Annotated in this window: 14 protein-coding genes and 1 pseudogene; 8 read left to right on the top strand and 7 right to left on the bottom strand. The window is 54.5% G+C overall.

The annotated features are described in order from the left end of the window. Positions 1 to 34 precede the first annotated feature (34 nt). Together PYR66_04745 and PYR66_04750 are read right to left on the bottom strand one after the other, a co-directional pair. Complete coding sequence (locus PYR66_04745) at positions 35 to 1,513, bottom strand: FGGY-family carbohydrate kinase (GenBank protein WEF29043.1); 1,479 nt, start codon at positions 1,511 to 1,513, stop codon at positions 35 to 37. A gap of 26 nt (positions 1,514 to 1,539) precedes the next feature. Continuing rightward, positions 1,540 to 2,838 carry an MFS transporter gene (locus PYR66_04750; GenBank protein WEF29044.1) on the bottom strand — a complete coding sequence of 433 codons (1,299 nt, stop codon included), beginning with the start codon at positions 2,836 to 2,838 and terminating at the stop codon, positions 1,540 to 1,542. A 320-nt stretch (positions 2,839 to 3,158) separates the two neighbouring features. Here PYR66_04750 and PYR66_04755 point away from each other — a divergent pair, with 320 nt between their 5' ends. From PYR66_04755 to PYR66_04775, 5 genes and pseudogenes are all read left to right on the top strand, one after another. Continuing rightward, positions 3,159 to 3,944 (top strand): SDR family oxidoreductase, encoded by a 786-nt coding sequence (locus PYR66_04755; GenBank protein WEF29045.1) that lies wholly within the window; start codon positions 3,159 to 3,161, stop codon positions 3,942 to 3,944. Between the two features lie 60 nt (positions 3,945 to 4,004). After that, positions 4,005 to 5,459, top strand: coding sequence for an FAD-binding oxidoreductase (locus PYR66_04760; GenBank protein WEF29046.1), 1,455 nt, complete (start codon positions 4,005 to 4,007; stop codon positions 5,457 to 5,459). A gap of 120 nt (positions 5,460 to 5,579) precedes the next feature. Then, positions 5,580 to 6,994, top strand: a pseudogene (locus tag PYR66_04765) (MFS transporter). Then, entirely contained in the window at positions 6,972 to 7,754 is a 783-nt protein-coding gene (locus PYR66_04770; protein ID WEF29047.1) for an electron transfer flavoprotein subunit beta/FixA family protein, read from the top strand. The pseudogene PYR66_04765 and the gene PYR66_04770 overlap by 23 nt, the downstream one beginning before the upstream one ends. Next, positions 7,751 to 8,611: an electron transfer flavoprotein subunit alpha/FixB family protein gene (locus tag PYR66_04775; GenBank protein ID WEF29048.1), complete on the top strand. Its 861-nt coding sequence runs from the start codon at positions 7,751 to 7,753 to the stop codon at positions 8,609 to 8,611. Before PYR66_04770 ends, PYR66_04775 begins: the two co-directional genes overlap by 4 nt. Positions 8,612 to 8,660: 49 nt before the next feature. Here PYR66_04775 and PYR66_04780 read toward each other — a convergent pair whose 3' ends face one another. The 4 genes from PYR66_04780 to queD form a co-directional block, all read right to left on the bottom strand. Next, a complete protein-coding gene (locus tag PYR66_04780; GenBank protein ID WEF29049.1) occupies positions 8,661 to 9,236 on the bottom strand; it encodes a glycerol-3-phosphate responsive antiterminator in 576 nt (191 codons plus the stop codon). 222 nt (positions 9,237 to 9,458) lie between these two features. Beyond that, complete coding sequence (locus PYR66_04785; protein WEF29050.1) at positions 9,459 to 9,719, bottom strand: ferredoxin family protein; 261 nt, start codon at positions 9,717 to 9,719, stop codon at positions 9,459 to 9,461. Next, positions 9,710 to 10,981: an FAD-dependent oxidoreductase gene (locus PYR66_04790; protein WEF29051.1), complete on the bottom strand. Its 1,272-nt coding sequence runs from the start codon at positions 10,979 to 10,981 to the stop codon at positions 9,710 to 9,712. Before PYR66_04790 ends, PYR66_04785 begins: the two co-directional genes overlap by 10 nt. An 80-nt stretch (positions 10,982 to 11,061) precedes the next feature. Beyond that, positions 11,062 to 11,427, bottom strand: a complete 366-nt coding sequence (gene queD, locus PYR66_04795) for a 6-carboxytetrahydropterin synthase QueD (GenBank protein ID WEF29052.1) — start codon at positions 11,425 to 11,427, stop codon at positions 11,062 to 11,064. Positions 11,428 to 11,745: 318 nt separating this feature from the next. On the opposite strand from queD, the gene cysJ reads away from it, so the two are divergent. The 3 genes from cysJ to cysH all read left to right on the top strand — a co-directional run bounded on the left by cysJ (position 11,746) and on the right by cysH (position 16,089). Then, positions 11,746 to 13,545, top strand: a complete 1,800-nt coding sequence (gene cysJ / locus PYR66_04800; protein ID WEF29053.1) for an NADPH-dependent assimilatory sulfite reductase flavoprotein subunit — start codon at positions 11,746 to 11,748, stop codon at positions 13,543 to 13,545. After that, on the top strand, positions 13,545 to 15,257 hold the full coding sequence (gene cysI / locus PYR66_04805; GenBank protein WEF29054.1) for an assimilatory sulfite reductase (NADPH) hemoprotein subunit: 1,713 nt from the start codon (positions 13,545 to 13,547) through the stop codon (positions 15,255 to 15,257). The genes cysJ and cysI overlap by 1 nt, the downstream gene beginning before the upstream one ends. Before the next feature lie 97 nt (positions 15,258 to 15,354). After that, a complete protein-coding gene (gene cysH / locus PYR66_04810) occupies positions 15,355 to 16,089 on the top strand; it encodes a phosphoadenosine phosphosulfate reductase (protein ID WEF29055.1) in 735 nt (244 codons plus the stop codon). 104 nt (positions 16,090 to 16,193) lie between these two features. On the opposite strand, the gene PYR66_04815 is transcribed toward cysH, so the two are convergent. Next, positions 16,194 to 17,240, bottom strand: coding sequence for an aminopeptidase (locus PYR66_04815; protein WEF29056.1), 1,047 nt, complete (start codon positions 17,238 to 17,240; stop codon positions 16,194 to 16,196). Positions 17,241 to 17,301: the final 61 nt, after the last annotated feature.

A 17,301-nucleotide genomic window follows, 5' to 3' on the forward strand; every position in this document is an offset into this window, starting at 1 on the left:
TTGCCGGGTGGACAATCGCCACCCGGCATACCAGTCATGCATTTGACCAGCTTTGAATCGCCTCAATGTCCCCCAGATTTCCGTGGGTAACCTGATATGACTTTTTCAAAATCACATCGGTGTATTGTGTTAACTCTCTGAAAATTCCCTTATTTAACGCTGCATAGCGGCTGGCGTTTTGTTCAATCGGTACAAACACATCTTTTACCCGAACCATATTTTCAATGGCCGTTTCGTAGGAGGGATACAGGCCCAATCCTACTGCGGTGTTGATTGCGGCGCCGAGGCTGGCGCAGCCATTAATGGCGTTGCGCCGGGCCGGGAGATTGAACACGTCGGCGAAAATTTGCATGAACAGATCGCTATTCGAACCACCGCCGGTAATGATGATATGTTTAGCAAAGTGGTTCATTTCGTTGCACATATTGTCGTAGTTATTCTTCAACGTCAGCGCAACGCTCTCCAGAATAGAACGATAGATCCACGCATAGTCCATGCCGGAGTCAAAACCGATCATAATACCGCGTTTGTAGGGCTCCCAGGGGTTGGTCAGCCAGTCGAGTACGGTCATCAGGCCGTTACAGCCAGGCGGCACGGCGGAGGCTTTTTTATTGAGCAGATCCTCCGGTGATAATCCCTGCGCTTTGGCATCCTGAATCAGCGATTCGCCCAACATGTCCCGTAGCCAGCTGACCGTCCACATTCCCTTACGAATGCCGTACCCTTCATACAGTAGCGTTTCAGGAATAGAAGACATAATCGGCCAATAGGCGACGGGATCTTTCGGCAATTGCTTACCGTTCATCATCAGGGCGATATAGGTGCCTAATGAGATAACCGCTGTTTCATCATCCAGCAGCCCCGCGCCGAGCGCTTCGACCGGCTTATCGCTGGTTGTGCAAACGACCGGTAACCCAGCCGGGAAACCGGTGGCGAGAGAGGCCTGTTCGGTAAGATGTCCTAAGATTGTCCCAGGCATCTGCACATTGAAAAGCATGTGGCGTGGGAGGTTAAACTTTTTCACGACCTCGTCATCATCGCTCCACGACCAGGTTTTATAATCCACCGGCCACTGGCCAAAGTAGTTGGCGATATTGTCTTTGAACTCGCCGGTTAAGCGGTGTGACAGATATCCGGAAAATGATGTCACCCAGGCGACATCAGGGTTGGTATGCTCATAAGGCCGGGTGACGCGGGCGTCCTGCCAGCTGATTAACGGCTCCGCCGGCGTGCCGTCTGCTTTAAGCAACGCGCGACAGCAGCGGATGGAGCCGAGCCCGATGCCGACAATATCTTCTCTACGGCCTGCAAACTGACTCATTAGATCCTGTCCGGCGAAGCATAAAGAGGTCCATAAATCATCATCAGGGTGCTCCGCCGTATCGGCATTTGGCGTGTGCATCGGCTGCAACAGACCTTTCCCCTCACAGACCACGTTCCCCTGTAAATCGTACATCACGACCTTAGTGCTCTGGCTCCCGCCATCAATTCCAATGATGTATTTCTTTGACATTATTATTCTCCTTTAAATTTTCGCCATCACTCGCCAGTGGTTTCAGCGGCCAGCGATGTCTCGTTTTCTGGTGCGACGTCAGTGCGACGTATTTTCCTGAACAGCAGGAAGGTAAAGAGGATCACCATGCACAGCGCGGCCAACCCCATCAGCCACATATTGCGATAGGCCTCCTCGGTAGGAAGGGTGTCCTGCCAGTGACCGACAATCGGATAGACAAAAACGTCGGGCAAGAAGCCAATCACTGAACAGATGCCGACGGTGGTTCCCATGATGTAGTTGGGGGTTCTGGCTTCGCCGGGACAGGCCCAGTAGAGCCCGCGCGAGGCGTAACAGGTAAAGCCCAGTAGTAGAATCAGGCCGATCCCCATGGCGACGGATTGTGGGTTTGAGTTAGTCGCCAGCAGCGCGATAAGCGCCAGTCCCCCAATAACCGAGAGTAGCTGAATGACGCGAGTCGGCGATTTCACCTTACTATAGGTCGTGATAATGCCGCCCAGCGGGCCGCAGATGGCGCGGAAAATTTTGTTGATCACAATCCCCATATAGCTCGCGGCCACCAGTGACATACCGTACATTTCCGTCAGATAGTTGGTGGAGTAGCTGAGGATGGCGTAGATAGTAAAGACGCCAAAAATCACCATACTGCAGTACCAGGTGGTACTAATGCGCAGGACGGCGAGAATATCGCTTAACTGGAACGCTTTCTTGTCTTCTTTCGCGGCATGGCTGCGCGCAGGGGTATCGCTGACGAAGAACCAGCACAATATCCCCAGCAGAATATAAACCACGCTGTAGATAATGATGACCATCTTCAGGCTGTTGCTGTCATCAGGTGCGAAACGGGAAAATGCCCACATGGTGAATACCGCCAACGACATGACGCCCACGCCGCGCAGCCCCTCCATCCAGCCCATGATTTTTCCCTGCTCGCGATGATCGCCAAGCAGAGATGCGGCTTTAATCGACACCGACCACAGCATCAGAATCGTGGTGATAGCAAACGCGACCTGAATACAAAGCATGACCCACAGCGGTGGGTATGTCGCCATTAATAAACCGAGTAGGCCGGTAATAATCATTGCTGAGGTAATCATTTTACGATGAGAGAATTTATCGGCAATAACCCCACTGGGTGCATAAAGAATAATAGCAGCGATACCAAATGTGCTCATGATTAAGCCTATTTCGGTATTGCTGAATCCCATGAATTTTGCCATTGGGATCTGATAGATGTATCTCAAATAGGCAAGGTCAAAGCTGACTCCGCCGCTAAAACTAATAATGGCAAGCGTTATCCAACGGCGATATGAAGTCTGTTGCATATCGTGATCTCATTTTTAATAGACAAAAAAAAGAGAAAAGTAAACCGCCTTGTTCAGGTGGATTACTTTTCTCAGGTCTCTAGTAATTGCGATTAGGAATAACATGTCAGCGTGGGTTTTAGTGTGAGAATAATCACGCTTCGTAGTTTTACGCACAATTGTTGAGTGAAAGGTTTATCTGTGATTACGATCACGTTAGATGTTTGAACATTGTGCTAAAAATTTAATCCAGTTACCAGAGATAATGAGAAAGGTGACTTCCCTCTTGCGGGGGAAGTTGCCTTTCTTTTTTTTTGCCTAAAAGAATTTGGAGCTCAACAATGTCAATAGAATCACTTAACGCATTCTCAATGGATTTCTTCTCTCTGAAAGGTAAAACGGCGATTGTCACCGGTGGCAATAGCGGACTGGGGCAGGCCTTTGCCATGGCGTTGGCGAAAGCGGGAGCGAATTTGTTCATCCCAAGCTTTGTTAAAGACAACGGTGAAACGAAAGAAATTATTGAAAAACAGGGTGTTGATGTTGAATTCATGCAAGTGGATATCACCGAAAAAGGTATGCCTGAGAAGATTATCGCCGCGTGTTGTGAACGTTTCGGCACGGTAGATATTTTGGTGAACAATGCCGGGATTTGTAAGCTCAATAAGGTGCTGGACTTCGGGCGTGCGGACTGGGATCCGATGATTGATGTTAACCTGACGGCCGCTTTCGAGCTAAGCCACGAAGCCGCCAAAATTATGATCCCGCAAAATAGCGGAAAAATCATTAACATTTGCTCTTTATTCTCTTACCTTGGCGGTCAATGGTCGCCGGCTTATTCTGCAACCAAACATGCGCTTGCGGGTCTCACAAAAGCATATTGTGATGAATTAGGTCAATATAATATTCAGGTCAACGGTATTGCGCCTGGTTACTATGCGACTGATATTACATTGGCGACGCGGAGTAATCCTGAAACTAACCAGCGGGTGTTGGATCATATTCCGGCAAATCGTTGGGGTGATACCCAGGATTTAATGGGGGCAGCGGTGTTCTTAGCCAGTCAAGCATCAAACTATGTTAATGGCCATTTACTGGTTGTCGATGGTGGTTATTTAGTTCGTTAATATTTATCAGGTGGTTTCTGTTTTCATTTATTCCGAATTAATTATCAGGAAGGAATTACTATGTCTATATCCCGTGAAGCGATTGTTGATCAACTAAAAGAAATTGTTGGTTCCGAACGCGTTATTACTGACGAAACCGTTTTAAAAATAAATAGCATTGACCGCTTTCGTAAATATGCGGATATTCATGGCGTTTTTACCCTGCCGCTGCCTGCCGCGGTCGTTAAGTTAGGTTCGACCGAACAGGTTTCTAACGTGCTGGCGTTTATGAACCAGCATAAGATCAACGGGGTTCCGCGTACCGGCGCATCTGCGACTGAAGGTGGTCTGGAAACCGTTGTTGAGAACTCCGTGGTGCTGGATGGCGCCGGGATGAACCAAATCCTGAATATTGATATCGAAAATATGCAGGCGACCGCGCAGTGCGGCGTACCGCTAGAAGTGTTGGAAAATGCGCTGCGGGCCAAAGGCTACACGACCGGGCATTCACCGCAGTCTAAACCGCTGGCGCAGATGGGCGGCCTGGTGGCGACCCGCAGTATTGGTCAATTTTCCACGCTCTACGGCGCCATTGAAGATATGGTCGTCGGTCTTGAGGCGGTACTTGCGGACGGCACCGTTACCCGCATTAAAAATGTTCCACGCCGCGCAGCCGGCCCGGACATTCGCCATATCATTATCGGTAACGAAGGCGCACTGTGCTATATCACTGAAGTAACCGTGAAGATCTTCAAATTTACCCCGGAAAACAATCTGTTCTACGGCTATGTCCTGGATGACATGAAGGTCGGATTCAACATCCTGCGTGAAGTGATGGTGGAAGGATACCGTCCATCCATCGCTCGCCTGTACGATGCGGAAGACGGCACCCAGCACTTTACGCATTTTGCCGACGGCAAATGCGTATTGATCTTTATGGCGGAAGGCAACCCGTTGATTGCGAAAGCGACAGGGGAGGGGATTGCGCAGGTCGTGGCACGCTACCCGCAGTGCCAGCGCGTGGACAGCAAGCTCATCGAAAACTGGTTTAACCATCTGAACTGGGGCCCGGAAAAAGTGGCCGCCGAGCGCGTACAGATCCTGAAAACCGGCAATATGGGCTTCACTACCGAAGTTTCTGGCTGCTGGAGCTGCATCCACGATATCTATGAAAGCGTGATCCACCGTATTCGTACCGAATTCCCACACGCGGATGACATCACCATGTTGGGCGGCCATTCATCCCATAGCTACATCAACGGTACCAACATGTACTTCGTTTATGACTACAACGTGGTGGATTGCAAACCGGAAGAGGAAATCGATAAGTACCATAACCCGCTAAACAAGATTATCTGTGAAGAGACGATTCGCCTCGGTGGATCCATGGTGCATCACCATGGAATTGGCAAACATCGCGTTCACTGGAGCAAGCTGGAGCACGGTAGCGCCTGGCCGCTGCTGGAAGGGCTGAAGAAGCAGTTTGATCCCAACGGGATTATGAATACCGGAACGATCTACCCGATTGAGAAGTAGCTAGTTATACGCAAAATCATTCGCGTTGCATCAAGGCGGCAAGTGAATAAGTCTCCAGGAGCGTACAAAAGTACGTGACTGGGGCTTATGAACGTAGACAACGAAGAGGCAGCGTGAAGGATGACGCGTATAAGCGGCTTCTCAATTGGGAAGCCACACTTTTACCGGACCATGAAGGGGTAGAAATGAACACTTCACCGGTGCGAATGGACGATTTACCGCTTAACGGTTTTCATTGCCGCATTGCCGCGCTAACTTTTGGCGCGCATCTTGTTGATGGCTATGTCCTCGGCGTCATCGGTTACGCCATTATTCAGCTCACTCCAGCGATGAATCTGACGCCTTTTATGGTTGGAATGATCGGCGGCGCCGCGCTACTGGGGCTTTTTATCGGCAGCCTGATTCTGGGATGGATCTCGGACCACATTGGTCGTCAGAAAATTTTCAGCTTCAGCTTTGTGCTGATTACCATCGCGTCATTTCTGCAGTTTTTTGCCACGACGCCCGAGCAGCTTATTGGTTTACGGATCCTGATAGGGATCGGTCTCGGCGGGGATTACTCCGTGGGCCACACGCTACTGGCCGAATTCTCGCCGCGCCGCCACCGGGGGATTTTGCTTGGCGCATTTAGCGTGGTATGGACGGTTGGCTACGTACTGGCAAGCCTTGCTGGACACCATTTTATTAGCGAAAACCCGGATGGCTGGCGCTGGCTGCTGGCATCGTCAACCCTACCGGCGCTATTGATCACGCTGCTGCGCTGGGGAACGCCGGAATCACCGCGCTGGCTGATGCGTCAGGGGCGATTTGCCGACGCGCATGCCGTAGTGCGGCGTTGTTTTGGCCCGCACGTACTGCTTGGCGATGAGGTGGCGACCTCGACGAATAAACATATCAGGACATTGTTCTCATCACGCTACTGGCGGCGAACAGCCTTTAATAGCATCTTCTTTGTCTGCCTGGTGATCCCCTGGTTTGTTATCTACACCTGGCTGCCGACGATTGCCGAAACGATTGGCCTTGAAGGCGCATTAACCGCCAGTCTGTTGCTGAATGCGTTGTTGATCGTGGGCGCCTTACTGGGTCTGGTATTAACCCACCTGCTGGCCCATCGCCATTTCTTGCTTGGCAGCTTTTTACTGCTCGCGGCGACGTTAATCGTGATGGCCTGCTTACCGCCCGGTAGCCGCATTACGCTGTTGCTTTTCGTCTTATTCAGCACCACGATTTCGGCGGTGAGCAACCTGGTCGGGATCATACCGGCGGAAAGCTTCCCCACGGATATTCGCGCGCTGGGCGTCGGATTTGCGACCGCCATGAGCCGACTTGGCGCAGCAATCAGTACAGGTTTGCTGCCCTGGACGCTGGCGCAATGGGGGATGGCAGTGACGCTGTTGCTATTGGCTGGGGTGTTGTTGCTGGGGTTCGTGGTGACCTGGCTGTGGGCGCCGGAGACCAAAGCGTTACCGTTGGTAGCGGCCGGAAGCGGCGAGCAAAAACAAGGAGGTACCCATGAACATTCTATTGGCGTTTAAGCCGGAACCGGACGCCAGCATGCTGGCGGAAATTGACTGGCGGGCTGCCGCGCTCGACACCTGCGGGCCGGATGTTTCGCTATTGCGCAGCGCTATTGGCGCGGACGAACAGGCCGCCGCCGCGCTGCTATTGGCTCAGCGCAATGCAGGTTGTGAAATGACCCTGACCGCGTTAAGTATTGGCGATGAGCGGGCGCTGCATTGGCTACGTTACTTTGCCGCGCTAGGATTTGAGCGTCAGGCACTGCTGGAGACGACTGGAGATTTACGATTTGCGTCGTCGTTTGTTGCCGAACGGCTTGCCGACTGGCAGCGCAGTCACGGCGCAGAACTGATTGTCACCGGCTGCCAGAGCAGCGAAGGACAGAACGGACAAACGCCTTTTTTGCTGGCGGAAATGCTGAACTGGCCCTGTCTCGCCCAGGCTGAACGTTTCACCCTTGAACCGCCTTTTGTGGTTGTTGAGCAGCGAACGATATCCGGTCTTCGCCGCTATCGGGTGCGGTTGCCGGCAGTGATGGCGGTCAGGCAGTGTGGCGAAGCGGCGCTGCCGGTTCCCGGTATGCGTCAGCGTCTGGCGGCGGCAAAGGTGGAGGTGATGCGTCAGACGCTGACCATTGAGGCGACGCCTGCGGTACAGTGTATACGCCTGGCTCGTCCGGAACCGCGACGCCATGCGGTGATGATCGAAGGGGGCACGGCGCAAGAGAAAGCCAGGGCGCTGTGGGAGAGCTATCTACGCCAGAGGATGCAGCCATGAAAGTCGCGGTAGTGATGACTCACGGCGCGAGTGCTTCCATGGGCAACTGGCTGGCGACTGGCGATCTCGCTTCGGCAGAGCTGGCGTTCTGGAGCATTGATGCTGAATCAGCAGTGGCGGAGCAGCTCCTTGATGTCCTGGTCGCCCAATGGCGGAAGACGCCGGTCGATATGTTGATATTCCCGGCGGGCATATCCGGCGATGAGCTGGCAACAAGGCTGGCATGGCGCTTACAGGGGAGTAGCGTATGTCAGGCGCTGTCAGTGAATGTGCAGGAAGGAAGAGTGACGAAATTTCATTGGGGGAATGCGCTGATTGCCACGCTGGAGGCGGTGGCCTGGCCGCTCTGCGTGTCTTTGGCGCGTCAACCTGGGGTTAATATCCCCGCCGTTCTCCCAGCCGATGCGCCGATTCGCCATCTCGTACCGGCGGCCTTGCCTGACTGGCTGATTTGTGTTGAAAGCGTTGAATGTTCGGGGGCTCATCCCTTGCAGGAAGCGAAGCAGGTGCTGGTTGTCGGGCAGGGAGGCGAGAGCGCTGATGCCGCTCACATCGCCGCTCTGGCGCAAAGTCTGGGGGCGGAGGTGGGTTACAGCCGCGCAAGGGTGATGAACGGCGGCTATGATGCGGAACGTTTGATTGGTATTTCAGGCCATTTACTGGCCCCGGATGTTTGCATTGTGGCAGGAGCATCGGGTGCCGCGGCGCTGATGACGGGGGTCAGGGATAGCCGGTTTATTGTGGCAATTAATCATGACGCCAACGCGCCGGTATTCACACAGGCGGATGTTGGCATTGTGGATGACTGGCTACCTGTACTCGACGCGTTGGTCGCTTGCGCCGATACAGTCGGGTAGCCCGGGTAAGGCGTTTACGCCGCGCCCCGGGAACACAAAGCACGATAAATTAATGAAGCTGCCTGGCTAATTTCCAGACGTTGGTGTTGGTGGTTGAAAGCGCCGCCACGCCAGCTTTCATCGCATTACGCGCATCTTCTTCATCGCAGACCAACCCCCCGGCAATCAGCGGCTGGCGAATTTTCTCCGTCACCCATCCCAGGACTTTTGGCATACAGCCCGGCAGGATTTCAATGCAGTCCGGATTAGACTGCGCCACCTGCTTATCAATATTGTGAAAGGAGATGGAATCGACGATAAACAGACGATGAATGCAGAAAAAACCTTCCGCTCTGGCCGCTTTTAACATCGGCGCTTTCGTGCTGATGATGCCATCCGCCTCGGTCACCAGCTTCAGAAACTGAATCACGACTTCTTTATTGGACGCGCCCTCCAGCAGGTCGACGTGAATAAACGCATATTTACCGGCGTTTTTGATTTTCTTGACGATGTTGCTAATGGTGCAGATATTGCCGTACAGCACGGAGATAAACTGACACTCGGAATCAATGGCTAACTGCAGGCTGGCATTGTCTTTAACGGCCGCGATGACCGGATTTTGTCGTAGCAGGTGTAACAGGGGCATGGTGTGTCCTTTATATTTTACTCGTCATACTTCAAGCTGCAGATGCGTTAGCAATAACTCGGCCCATCCTTGGGCCTCGCCCTTACGGGCGCTGCGAACAGCGTTCAAATTCGTTCCTGACGAATTTGTCCTCGCTCACCCCAGTCACTTACTGGAGTAAGCTCCTGGGGATTCCCTGCGTTGCTGCCTTCCTGCAACTTGAATTATTTAGAGTAGGTTTTATTACCCAAAACGGAATGTAATACCAAAACCTGAATCAGGATAGCGCCATTCTTTCAGCGTGGCTTCATCGCAGAGCAGCCGACAGGCACCGCACTCCAGACAACCCCGGTAATCCACGCGTAGCTCACCTTCTGCCGTCCGTGAGAAAAGCCCTGCGGGGCACGCTTTGATGAGCAACTCAATGGTCTCCTCGCCTGGCGATGCTGACGGGACAATATGCGGATGGTTGGCGGGACGCCAGACGTTGCGGGCTACAGACATCGTAAACTCCTGACCAGATCGCCTGCCAGATGGCGCAGGCCGTGACGGCGAAGATGACGCCAGAGTATCTGGCGCAACGGCGCAACGGGGCGCTCACCCTGCTGCCAGAGTTCACGGGAGATATCATCCATTAGCGCAGGCCATCGGCGATACCAGCCGGGACGCTGCAACAGGGCGGGGACGTGCTGGTAGCGCTGGAGAACCTCCCACAGCAGACTGCGCGCAATATCCTGATGATACAGTGGATATAGGTTCTGTGGCGCACGGTGCTGGCATGCTTGAATCAAGGTTTGCGCCGCCGCTTGCGCACCGATAAGTGCCATATCCATGCCGCGTACGGTAAAGCCGGTATTAATACAGGTACGTAGCGCGTCGCCGACCAGCAGCCAACCTTCTCCGGCATAGCGCGCAGGCAGGCTATGCAGCCCGCCTTCAGGCACCAGATGCGCGCCATATTCCAGCGTTTCTCCTCCGCGCAGCAGGGGACGTAGCGCCGGATGCGATTTGAGATGTTCCAGCAGCTCGACGGCAGGGACAGGGCTTTTTCCCAGCGAGGAGAGCGGGCAGACGATACCGAATGAGAGCGTATCCTGATTGGTATAGAGGAATGCGCCGCCGGGCTGATCCCCGCACACGCCGCCGGTGAAGAGCATCGCAGCGCCTTCGTTGCGCTCCAGGTGAAAGCGATCCTCCAGCGTTTTTTGCTCCAGCGCCAGAACGGCTTTGATCCCCAGAGCCATTGTTGAAGGAGAGGGGCGAGAGAGTAAACCATGACGCTCCGCCAGTTCGCCATTCGCCCCTTCCGCCAACACGACGTAGCGGGCGCGTAGGGTTTCGTTATCGCAAATGACGCCGCAGACCCGGCCGTTTTCGCGGTACAACGCGTCAACCGTGGCGCCGGTAATGCACTGGACGCCTTCGGCTTCCGCCTGGCCCACAAACCACGGATCGAAGCGAGCACGCAGCAGGCTCCAGGAGTCTCCATTAGATTGAAGGCTGGACCATGTCGTTGCGCCATCGTTGGCCAGCAGGGTCAGACTTTCCCGGGTAATCCGGCGTTCAAGCGGGGCGGATTGCTGAAAATGAGGGAGGAGTTCGGCAAGCGCATGGCAATACAGACGCCCGCCGGAAAGATTTTTACTGCCGGGCAGCTCGCCGCGTTCAAGCAGCAGAACCGAAAGGCCCGCCCGCGCACAGCGTAAAGCGCAAGCGGTACCCGCTATCCCTGCACCGATGATAATAATATCAAAATCGTCAGCCATGTTGCGCCCCAGATATCCAGAACACATAAGCTAACATGGCTTTATTTAAGGAATATTGACCGCCGACACAAACGCTTTAATCACTCGCCGCGATAGACGCAGCCAGCCGTGCAGGTCTCTTTAATCATGACTGCGCTCAGCAGCGGAACCAGCGGCTTCATTTGATCCCAAATCCATTTAGCCAGCACTTCGCTGGTTGGATTGGACAGCCCTGGAATATCGTTCAGGTAGTAGTGGTCTAAACGATCGTATGTCGGTTTAAACGCGGCTTTCAGCTCGGCGAAATCCATGATCCACCCGGTATGGGGATCGACTTCACCGGTAATTTCCAGACGCACCATAAAAGAGTGGCCATGCAGGCGACCGCATTTGTGGCCTTGCGGTACGTGCGGCAGGTGATGGGCGGCTTCGAAGGTGAAATCTTTAAACAGCGTGGTGGACATCATTAACTCTCAACAGGACGAAAAAAAACCGCCGTAGGGTACCGGAAAGCACATTTTTTAGCATTAACTAAAACGGCCCTGAACGCTAAATAGCCGTTTTTCTGATGTTTTATTGATTTAATTCGTTATTTTTCAGTTGGTTAATTAATCGCTTTTGTTGTTAATAACTATAACTAAAACAGGTTAGTCCATTTGGTTATTTGTTATTTCCATCCCTTCTTTAATTGTGACTGTATGCGCCGTTAACCTTACAATCTCTTCTGTTTTTGTCGCGCTGACAGGGTGCGAATAACAGCTTTGCTTACTGGAACATAACGACGCATGACGACACAGGCCCCACCTTCCAATTTGCTGCCGCTAAACCCGGAGCAACTGGCGCGCCTTCAGGCGGCCACGACTGACTTCACGCCAACCCAACTGGCTTGGGTGTCCGGCTATTTCTGGGGCATGCTGAATCAGCAGCCCGGCGCCGTGGCGAGCGCGCCTGCCCAGGCGGTAGAAACCCCGAGCATCACCCTTATTTCTGCTTCGCAAACCGGTAACGCGCGCCGCGTCGCCGAAGCGCTACGCGACGATCTGCAGGCCGCGCAGTTGAATGTGAAACTGGTTAACGCTGGCGACTATAAATTCAAACAAATCGCGGGCGAAAAACTACTGGTCGTGGTGACGTCGACGCAGGGCGAAGGCGAGTCGCCGGAAGAAGCCGTCGCATTGCATAAATTCCTGTTCTCGAAGAAAGCGCCGAAGCTCGATGGCACGGCCTTCGCCGTCTTCGGTCTGGGCGATACTTCCTATGAATTCTTCTGCCAGTCCGGCAAAGATTTCGATAGCAAGCTGGCCGAGCTGGGCGGTGAACGCCTGCTGGATCGCGTCGATGCTGACGTCGAGTATCACGCGGCGGCGGCGGAATGGCGTGCTCGCGTCGTGGAGGTGCTGAAGGCGCGCGCGCCGACGGCAGCGCCAGCTCAGCTTGCGATCAGCGGCGCAGTCAATGACATTCACAGCAGCCCGTATACCAAAGAAGCGCCGCTAACGGCGACACTGGCTGTGAATCAGAAAATCACCGGCCGCGATTCACAAAAAGACGTGCGTCATATCGAGATTGATCTCGGTGATTCCGGCCTGCGTTATCAGCCGGGCGACGCCCTTGGCGTCTGGTATCAGAACGATCCGGCGCTGGTGAAAGAACTGGTGGAACTGCTGTGGTTGAAGGGCGATGAGCCGGTCACCATTGATGGTAAAACGCTGCCGTTGGCGGAAGCGCTGGCATGGCACTTTGAGCTGACGGTCAATACGGCCAATATCGTCGAAAACTATGCCACCTTGACCCGCGGCGAAACGCTACTGCCGTTGCTCGGCGATAAAGCGCAGCTGCAACACTATGCGGCGACAACGCCTATCGTTGATATGGTGCGCTTCTCACCGGCGCAACTGGATGCGGACGCCTTAATTGGCCTGCTGCGCCCGCTGACGCCGCGTCTCTATTCGATCGCCTCATCGCAGGCGGAAGCGGAGAGCGAAGTGCATGTTACCGTCGGCGTCGTACGCTATGACATCGAGGGCCGCGCCCGTGCTGGCGGCGCCTCCAGCTTCCTCGCCGATCGGCTGGAAGAAGATGGCGAAGTCCGTGTCTTTATCGAACACAACGACAATTTCCGTCTACCTGCTAACCCGGAGACCCCGGTGATTATGATCGGCCCTGGTACCGGTATTGCACCGTTCCGCGCTTTTATGCAGCAGCGCGCGGCGGAAGGTGCGGAAGGAAAGAACTGGCTGTTCTTCGGCAACCCGCACTTCACTGAAGATTTCCTTTACCAGGTGGAATGGCAACGCTACGTCAAAGAGGGCGTGCTGAGCCGTATCGACCTGGCCTGGTCTCGCGATCAACAACAAAAAGTCTATGTTCAGGACAAGCTGCGCGAGCAGGGGGCCGAACTGTGGCGTTGGATTAACGACGGCGCCCACATTTATGTCTGCGGCGACGCCAATCGTATGGCGAAAGACGTCGAGCAGGCGTTACTGGAAGTGATTGCCGAATACGGCGCGATGGACGCCGAAACGGCGGACGAATTTTTAAGTGAGCTGCGCGTTGAGCGCCGTTATCAGCGAGATGTCTACTAATGAGCGAAAAACATCCAGGCCCGCTGGTGGTCGAAGGTAAACTCTCCGACGCCGAGCGTATGAAGGTTGAGAGCAACTACCTGCGCGGCACCATTGCGGAAGATTTAAATGACGGCCTGACCGGCGGTTTCAAAGGCGACAACTTCCTGCTGATCCGTTTCCACGGCATGTATCAGCAGGACGACCGCGATATTCGCGCCGAGCGTGCGGCCCAGAAACTGGAACCGCGCCATGCGATGCTGCTGCGCTGCCGCCTGCCAGGCGGCGTTATTACCACCAAACAGTGGCAGGCGATCGATAAGTTCGCTGCGGATAACACCATTTATGGCAGCATTCGTCTGACCAACCGGCAGACTTTCCAGTTCCACGGCATTCTGAAGAAGAATGTGAAGCCGGTGCATCAGATGCTGCACTCCGTCGGGCTGGACGCGCTGGCGACCGCTAACGACATGAACCGTAACGTGCTGTGCACCTCCAACCCGTATGAATCTCAGTTGCACGCTGAGGCCTACGAGTGGGCGAAGAAGATCTCCGAGCATCTGCTGCCGCGCACCCGCGCTTATGCTGAGATCTGGCTGGATCAGAAAAAGGTCGCCACTACCGACGAGGAGCCGATCCTCGGCCAGACCTATCTGCCGCGTAAATTCAAAACCACGGTGGTGATCCCGCCGCAGAATGACATCGATCTGCACGCCAACGACATGAACTTCGTGGCGGTTGCTGAGAACGGTAAACTGGTTGGCTTTAACCTGCTGGTCGGCGGCGGTTTATCCATCGAACACGGCAATAAGAAAACCTACGCGCGTACTGCCAGCGAATTCGGCTACCTGCCGCTGGAGCACACCCTGGCGGTAGTGGAAGCGGTGGTGACCACTCAGCGCGACTGGGGTAACCGTACCGATCGTAAAAACGCGAAAACCAAATATACCCTTGAGCGCGTTGGCGTGGAGACCTTCAAGGCGGAAGTTGAGCGCCGCGCGGGGATCAAGTTCGAACCGATTCGCCCTTACGAGTTTACCGGCCGCGGCGATCGCATCGGCTGGGTGAAAGGTATCGATAACAACTGGCACCTGACGCTGTTTATCGAGAATGGTCGTATTCTGGATTATCCGGGCCGACCGCTGAAAACGGGCCTGCTGGAAATTTCGAAGATCCACCAGGGAGAATTTCGCATCACCGCCAACCAGAATCTGATCATTGCCGGCGTACCGGAAGATCAGAAAGCGCGGATCGAGAAACTGGCGCGCGATCATGGTCTGATGAATGCCGTGACGGCGCAGCGTGAGAACTCGATGGCCTGCGTATCGTTCCCGACCTGCCCGCTAGCGATGGCCGAAGCCGAACGCTTCCTGCCGTCGTTTATCGACAAGGTGGAAGAGGTCATGAGCAAACATGGCGTCGGCGACGAACATATCGTGACCCGCGTGACCGGTTGCCCGAACGGCTGTGGTCGCGCGATGCTGGCGGAAGTCGGTCTGGTGGGTAAAGCGCCTGGTCGCTATAACCTGCATATTGGCGGCAACCGCAGTGGAACGCGTATCCCGCGGATGTATCGCGAAAATATTACCGAGCCGGAGATCCTCGGCTCGCTCGACGAACTGGTAGGGCGCTGGGCGAAAGAGCGCGAAGCGGGTGAAGGCTTCGGCGATTTTACGGTGCGTGCGGGCATTATTCGCCCGGTGCTCGATCCAGCTCGGGATTTCTGGGAATAACATCCTGATGCCCGGTGGCGGTAGCGATCCGGGCCTACAAAACCCGTAGGCCGGGCAAACGTAGTGCCGCCCGGCAAAACAGGCAAACGAGGTTCATATGTCCGTACTCGATCTAAACGCTCTGAACGAGCTACCGAAAGTAGAGCGCGTGATGGCGCTGGCGGAAACCAACACTCAGTTGGAAAAACTGAGCGCCGAGGAACGTGTGGCGTGGGCGCTGGAAAACCTGCCTGGCGACTATGCGCTCTCTTCAAGCTTTGGTATTCAGGCGGCGGTCAGCCTGCATTTGGTCAACCAACTGCGCCCGGATATTCCGGTGATCCTGACCGATACTGGTTATCTGTTCCCGGAAACCTATCAGTTTATTGATGAACTCACCGACAGGCTGAATCTGAACCTCAAGGTCTACCGGGCGACGGAAAGCGCGGCCTGGCAGGAAGCGCGTTACGGCAAGCTGTGGGAACAAGGTGTTGAAGGCATTGAGAAGTACAATGAAATCAACAAAGTCGAGCCGATGAACCGGGCGCTGAAAGCGCTCAATACTCAAACCTGGTTCGCTGGCCTACGCCGCGAGCAGTCCGGTAGCCGGGCGCATCTGCCGGTGCTGGCCATTCAGCGCGGCGTGTTTAAGATTCTGCCAATCATCGACTGGGATAACCGCACCGTTTATCAGTATCTGCAAAAGCACGGGCTGAAATACCATCCGCTGTGGGAGCAGGGCTACCTGTCGGTCGGCGATACCCATACCACTCGTAAGTGGGAACCGGGTATGGCGGAAGAAGAGACCCGATTCTTTGGCTTGAAAAGAGAGTGTGGGCTGCACGAAGGTTAAGGGCGTGTCTTTCGCTGATAGGGTATTCTAAAGGGAACACGCGTTTAACCGCGCGCGTTCTCTTTGATTGTTTCAATTTTGAACACCGACGATGAGAGGAAGAATCAGCTTTTCCTCTCGACTTTCGCCAACTCTTTCACTAGCGGCAGCATCACTTTCACGACGTCGCGTCCGCGATGCTCAATACGCCCCGGCAGCGCTTTATCAATATACTGTTGGTTATCCAACTGTATGTCATGCCAGCTGGTGCCCTGTGGGAAGCTGCGTGTTTTGCTTCGCTGCTGATACCCATCTTTCTTACCCAATGACCAGTTGGTCGCTTCGACAGACAGTACCGGGATCCCGGCGCTATCAAAAACGCTGGCGTCGTTACAGCAGCCGGTGCCTTTCGGGAACGCCGGGTTTAGTCCAGGGTTGGTGAACGCGGCAATCCCGTGGCTATGGGCGATGGCCAGCGCGCGATCGCGGGTCAGCTTACGCACGGACGCTGGCGTGCTGCGACCGCTGTTGAAATAAAGCTTATCGCCGACGACCAGGTTATCGAGATTAATGACCAGCAGGGTGTTTTTCTTTTCGGTGTCGCTCATGCGTTTCAGCAGATTCTGCGCGCCCAGGCGGCCTTCTTCTTCACCGCTGGTGGCGATAAAACGAATACCATAGCGGGTCGGCACGTTTTTTAAATGATCCGCCAGTTCCAGCAGCACGCCGAGCCCCATGGCATTATCGTCGATCCCCTGCAGCGTCAGGCCGCCGAGGTTATTTTCCACATCTTTGTCGCTCTGCGGAGCGTAGGTATCCAGGTGCGCCATGATAATGATTTGCTGGCGGGATTGGCCTTCATGGGCGGCAATAACCGTACTGCCGGTGGCGTTGTGCCAGTTTTTACGCTGATTGTTGTCGGTGTAGATATAGCGGGTATTGAAGCTACGCACATCGCTCTGATAACCCATCAGGGCGAACTGTTGGCGAAGGTAATCGGCTGACAACATCTCGGCTGGCGTACCGGTCATTCTTCCGGGGAAGACGGTGGCAATATGACGGGCCTGCGTATTAGCGGTTTCGCCCAAGGCGCTGAATGCCGGGGCGGCGGAGAAAACAAAACCTGCGCCAAGCGCCAGCGGAAACAGGCGACGGCACCACGCGGAAAACATAACGGGTCCTTACACAAGCGAGACATTTCGAGCGCATTAGTATGAAACTGTGACGACGGTT

Source organism: Klebsiella aerogenes, from assembly GCA_029027985.1.
GTDB lineage: Bacteria > Pseudomonadota > Gammaproteobacteria > Enterobacterales > Enterobacteriaceae > Klebsiella > Klebsiella aerogenes_A.

Bases quoted from the DNA above. Each gene is read 5' to 3' on its own strand.
- PYR66_04745 (WEF29043.1), bottom strand. From the start codon at position 1,513: ATGTCAAAGAAATACATCATTGGAATTGATGGCGGGAGCCAGAGCACT.
- PYR66_04750 (WEF29044.1), bottom strand. From the start codon at position 2,838: ATGCAACAGACTTCATATCGCCGTTGGATAACGCTTGCCATTATTAGT.
- PYR66_04755 (WEF29045.1), top strand. From the start codon at position 3,159: ATGTCAATAGAATCACTTAACGCATTCTCAATGGATTTCTTCTCTCTG.
- PYR66_04760 (WEF29046.1), top strand. From the start codon at position 4,005: ATGTCTATATCCCGTGAAGCGATTGTTGATCAACTAAAAGAAATTGTT.
- PYR66_04770 (WEF29047.1), top strand. From the start codon at position 6,972: ATGAACATTCTATTGGCGTTTAAGCCGGAACCGGACGCCAGCATGCTG.
- PYR66_04775 (WEF29048.1), top strand. From the start codon at position 7,751: ATGAAAGTCGCGGTAGTGATGACTCACGGCGCGAGTGCTTCCATGGGC.
- PYR66_04780 (WEF29049.1), bottom strand. From the start codon at position 9,236: ATGCCCCTGTTACACCTGCTACGACAAAATCCGGTCATCGCGGCCGTT.
- PYR66_04785 (WEF29050.1), bottom strand. From the start codon at position 9,719: ATGTCTGTAGCCCGCAACGTCTGGCGTCCCGCCAACCATCCGCATATT.
- PYR66_04790 (WEF29051.1), bottom strand. From the start codon at position 10,981: ATGGCTGACGATTTTGATATTATTATCATCGGTGCAGGGATAGCGGGT.
- queD (WEF29052.1), bottom strand. From the start codon at position 11,427: ATGATGTCCACCACGCTGTTTAAAGATTTCACCTTCGAAGCCGCCCAT.
- cysJ (WEF29053.1), top strand. From the start codon at position 11,746: ATGACGACACAGGCCCCACCTTCCAATTTGCTGCCGCTAAACCCGGAG.
- cysI (WEF29054.1), top strand. From the start codon at position 13,545: ATGAGCGAAAAACATCCAGGCCCGCTGGTGGTCGAAGGTAAACTCTCC.
- cysH (WEF29055.1), top strand. From the start codon at position 15,355: ATGTCCGTACTCGATCTAAACGCTCTGAACGAGCTACCGAAAGTAGAG.
- PYR66_04815 (WEF29056.1), bottom strand. From the start codon at position 17,240: ATGTTTTCCGCGTGGTGCCGTCGCCTGTTTCCGCTGGCGCTTGGCGCA.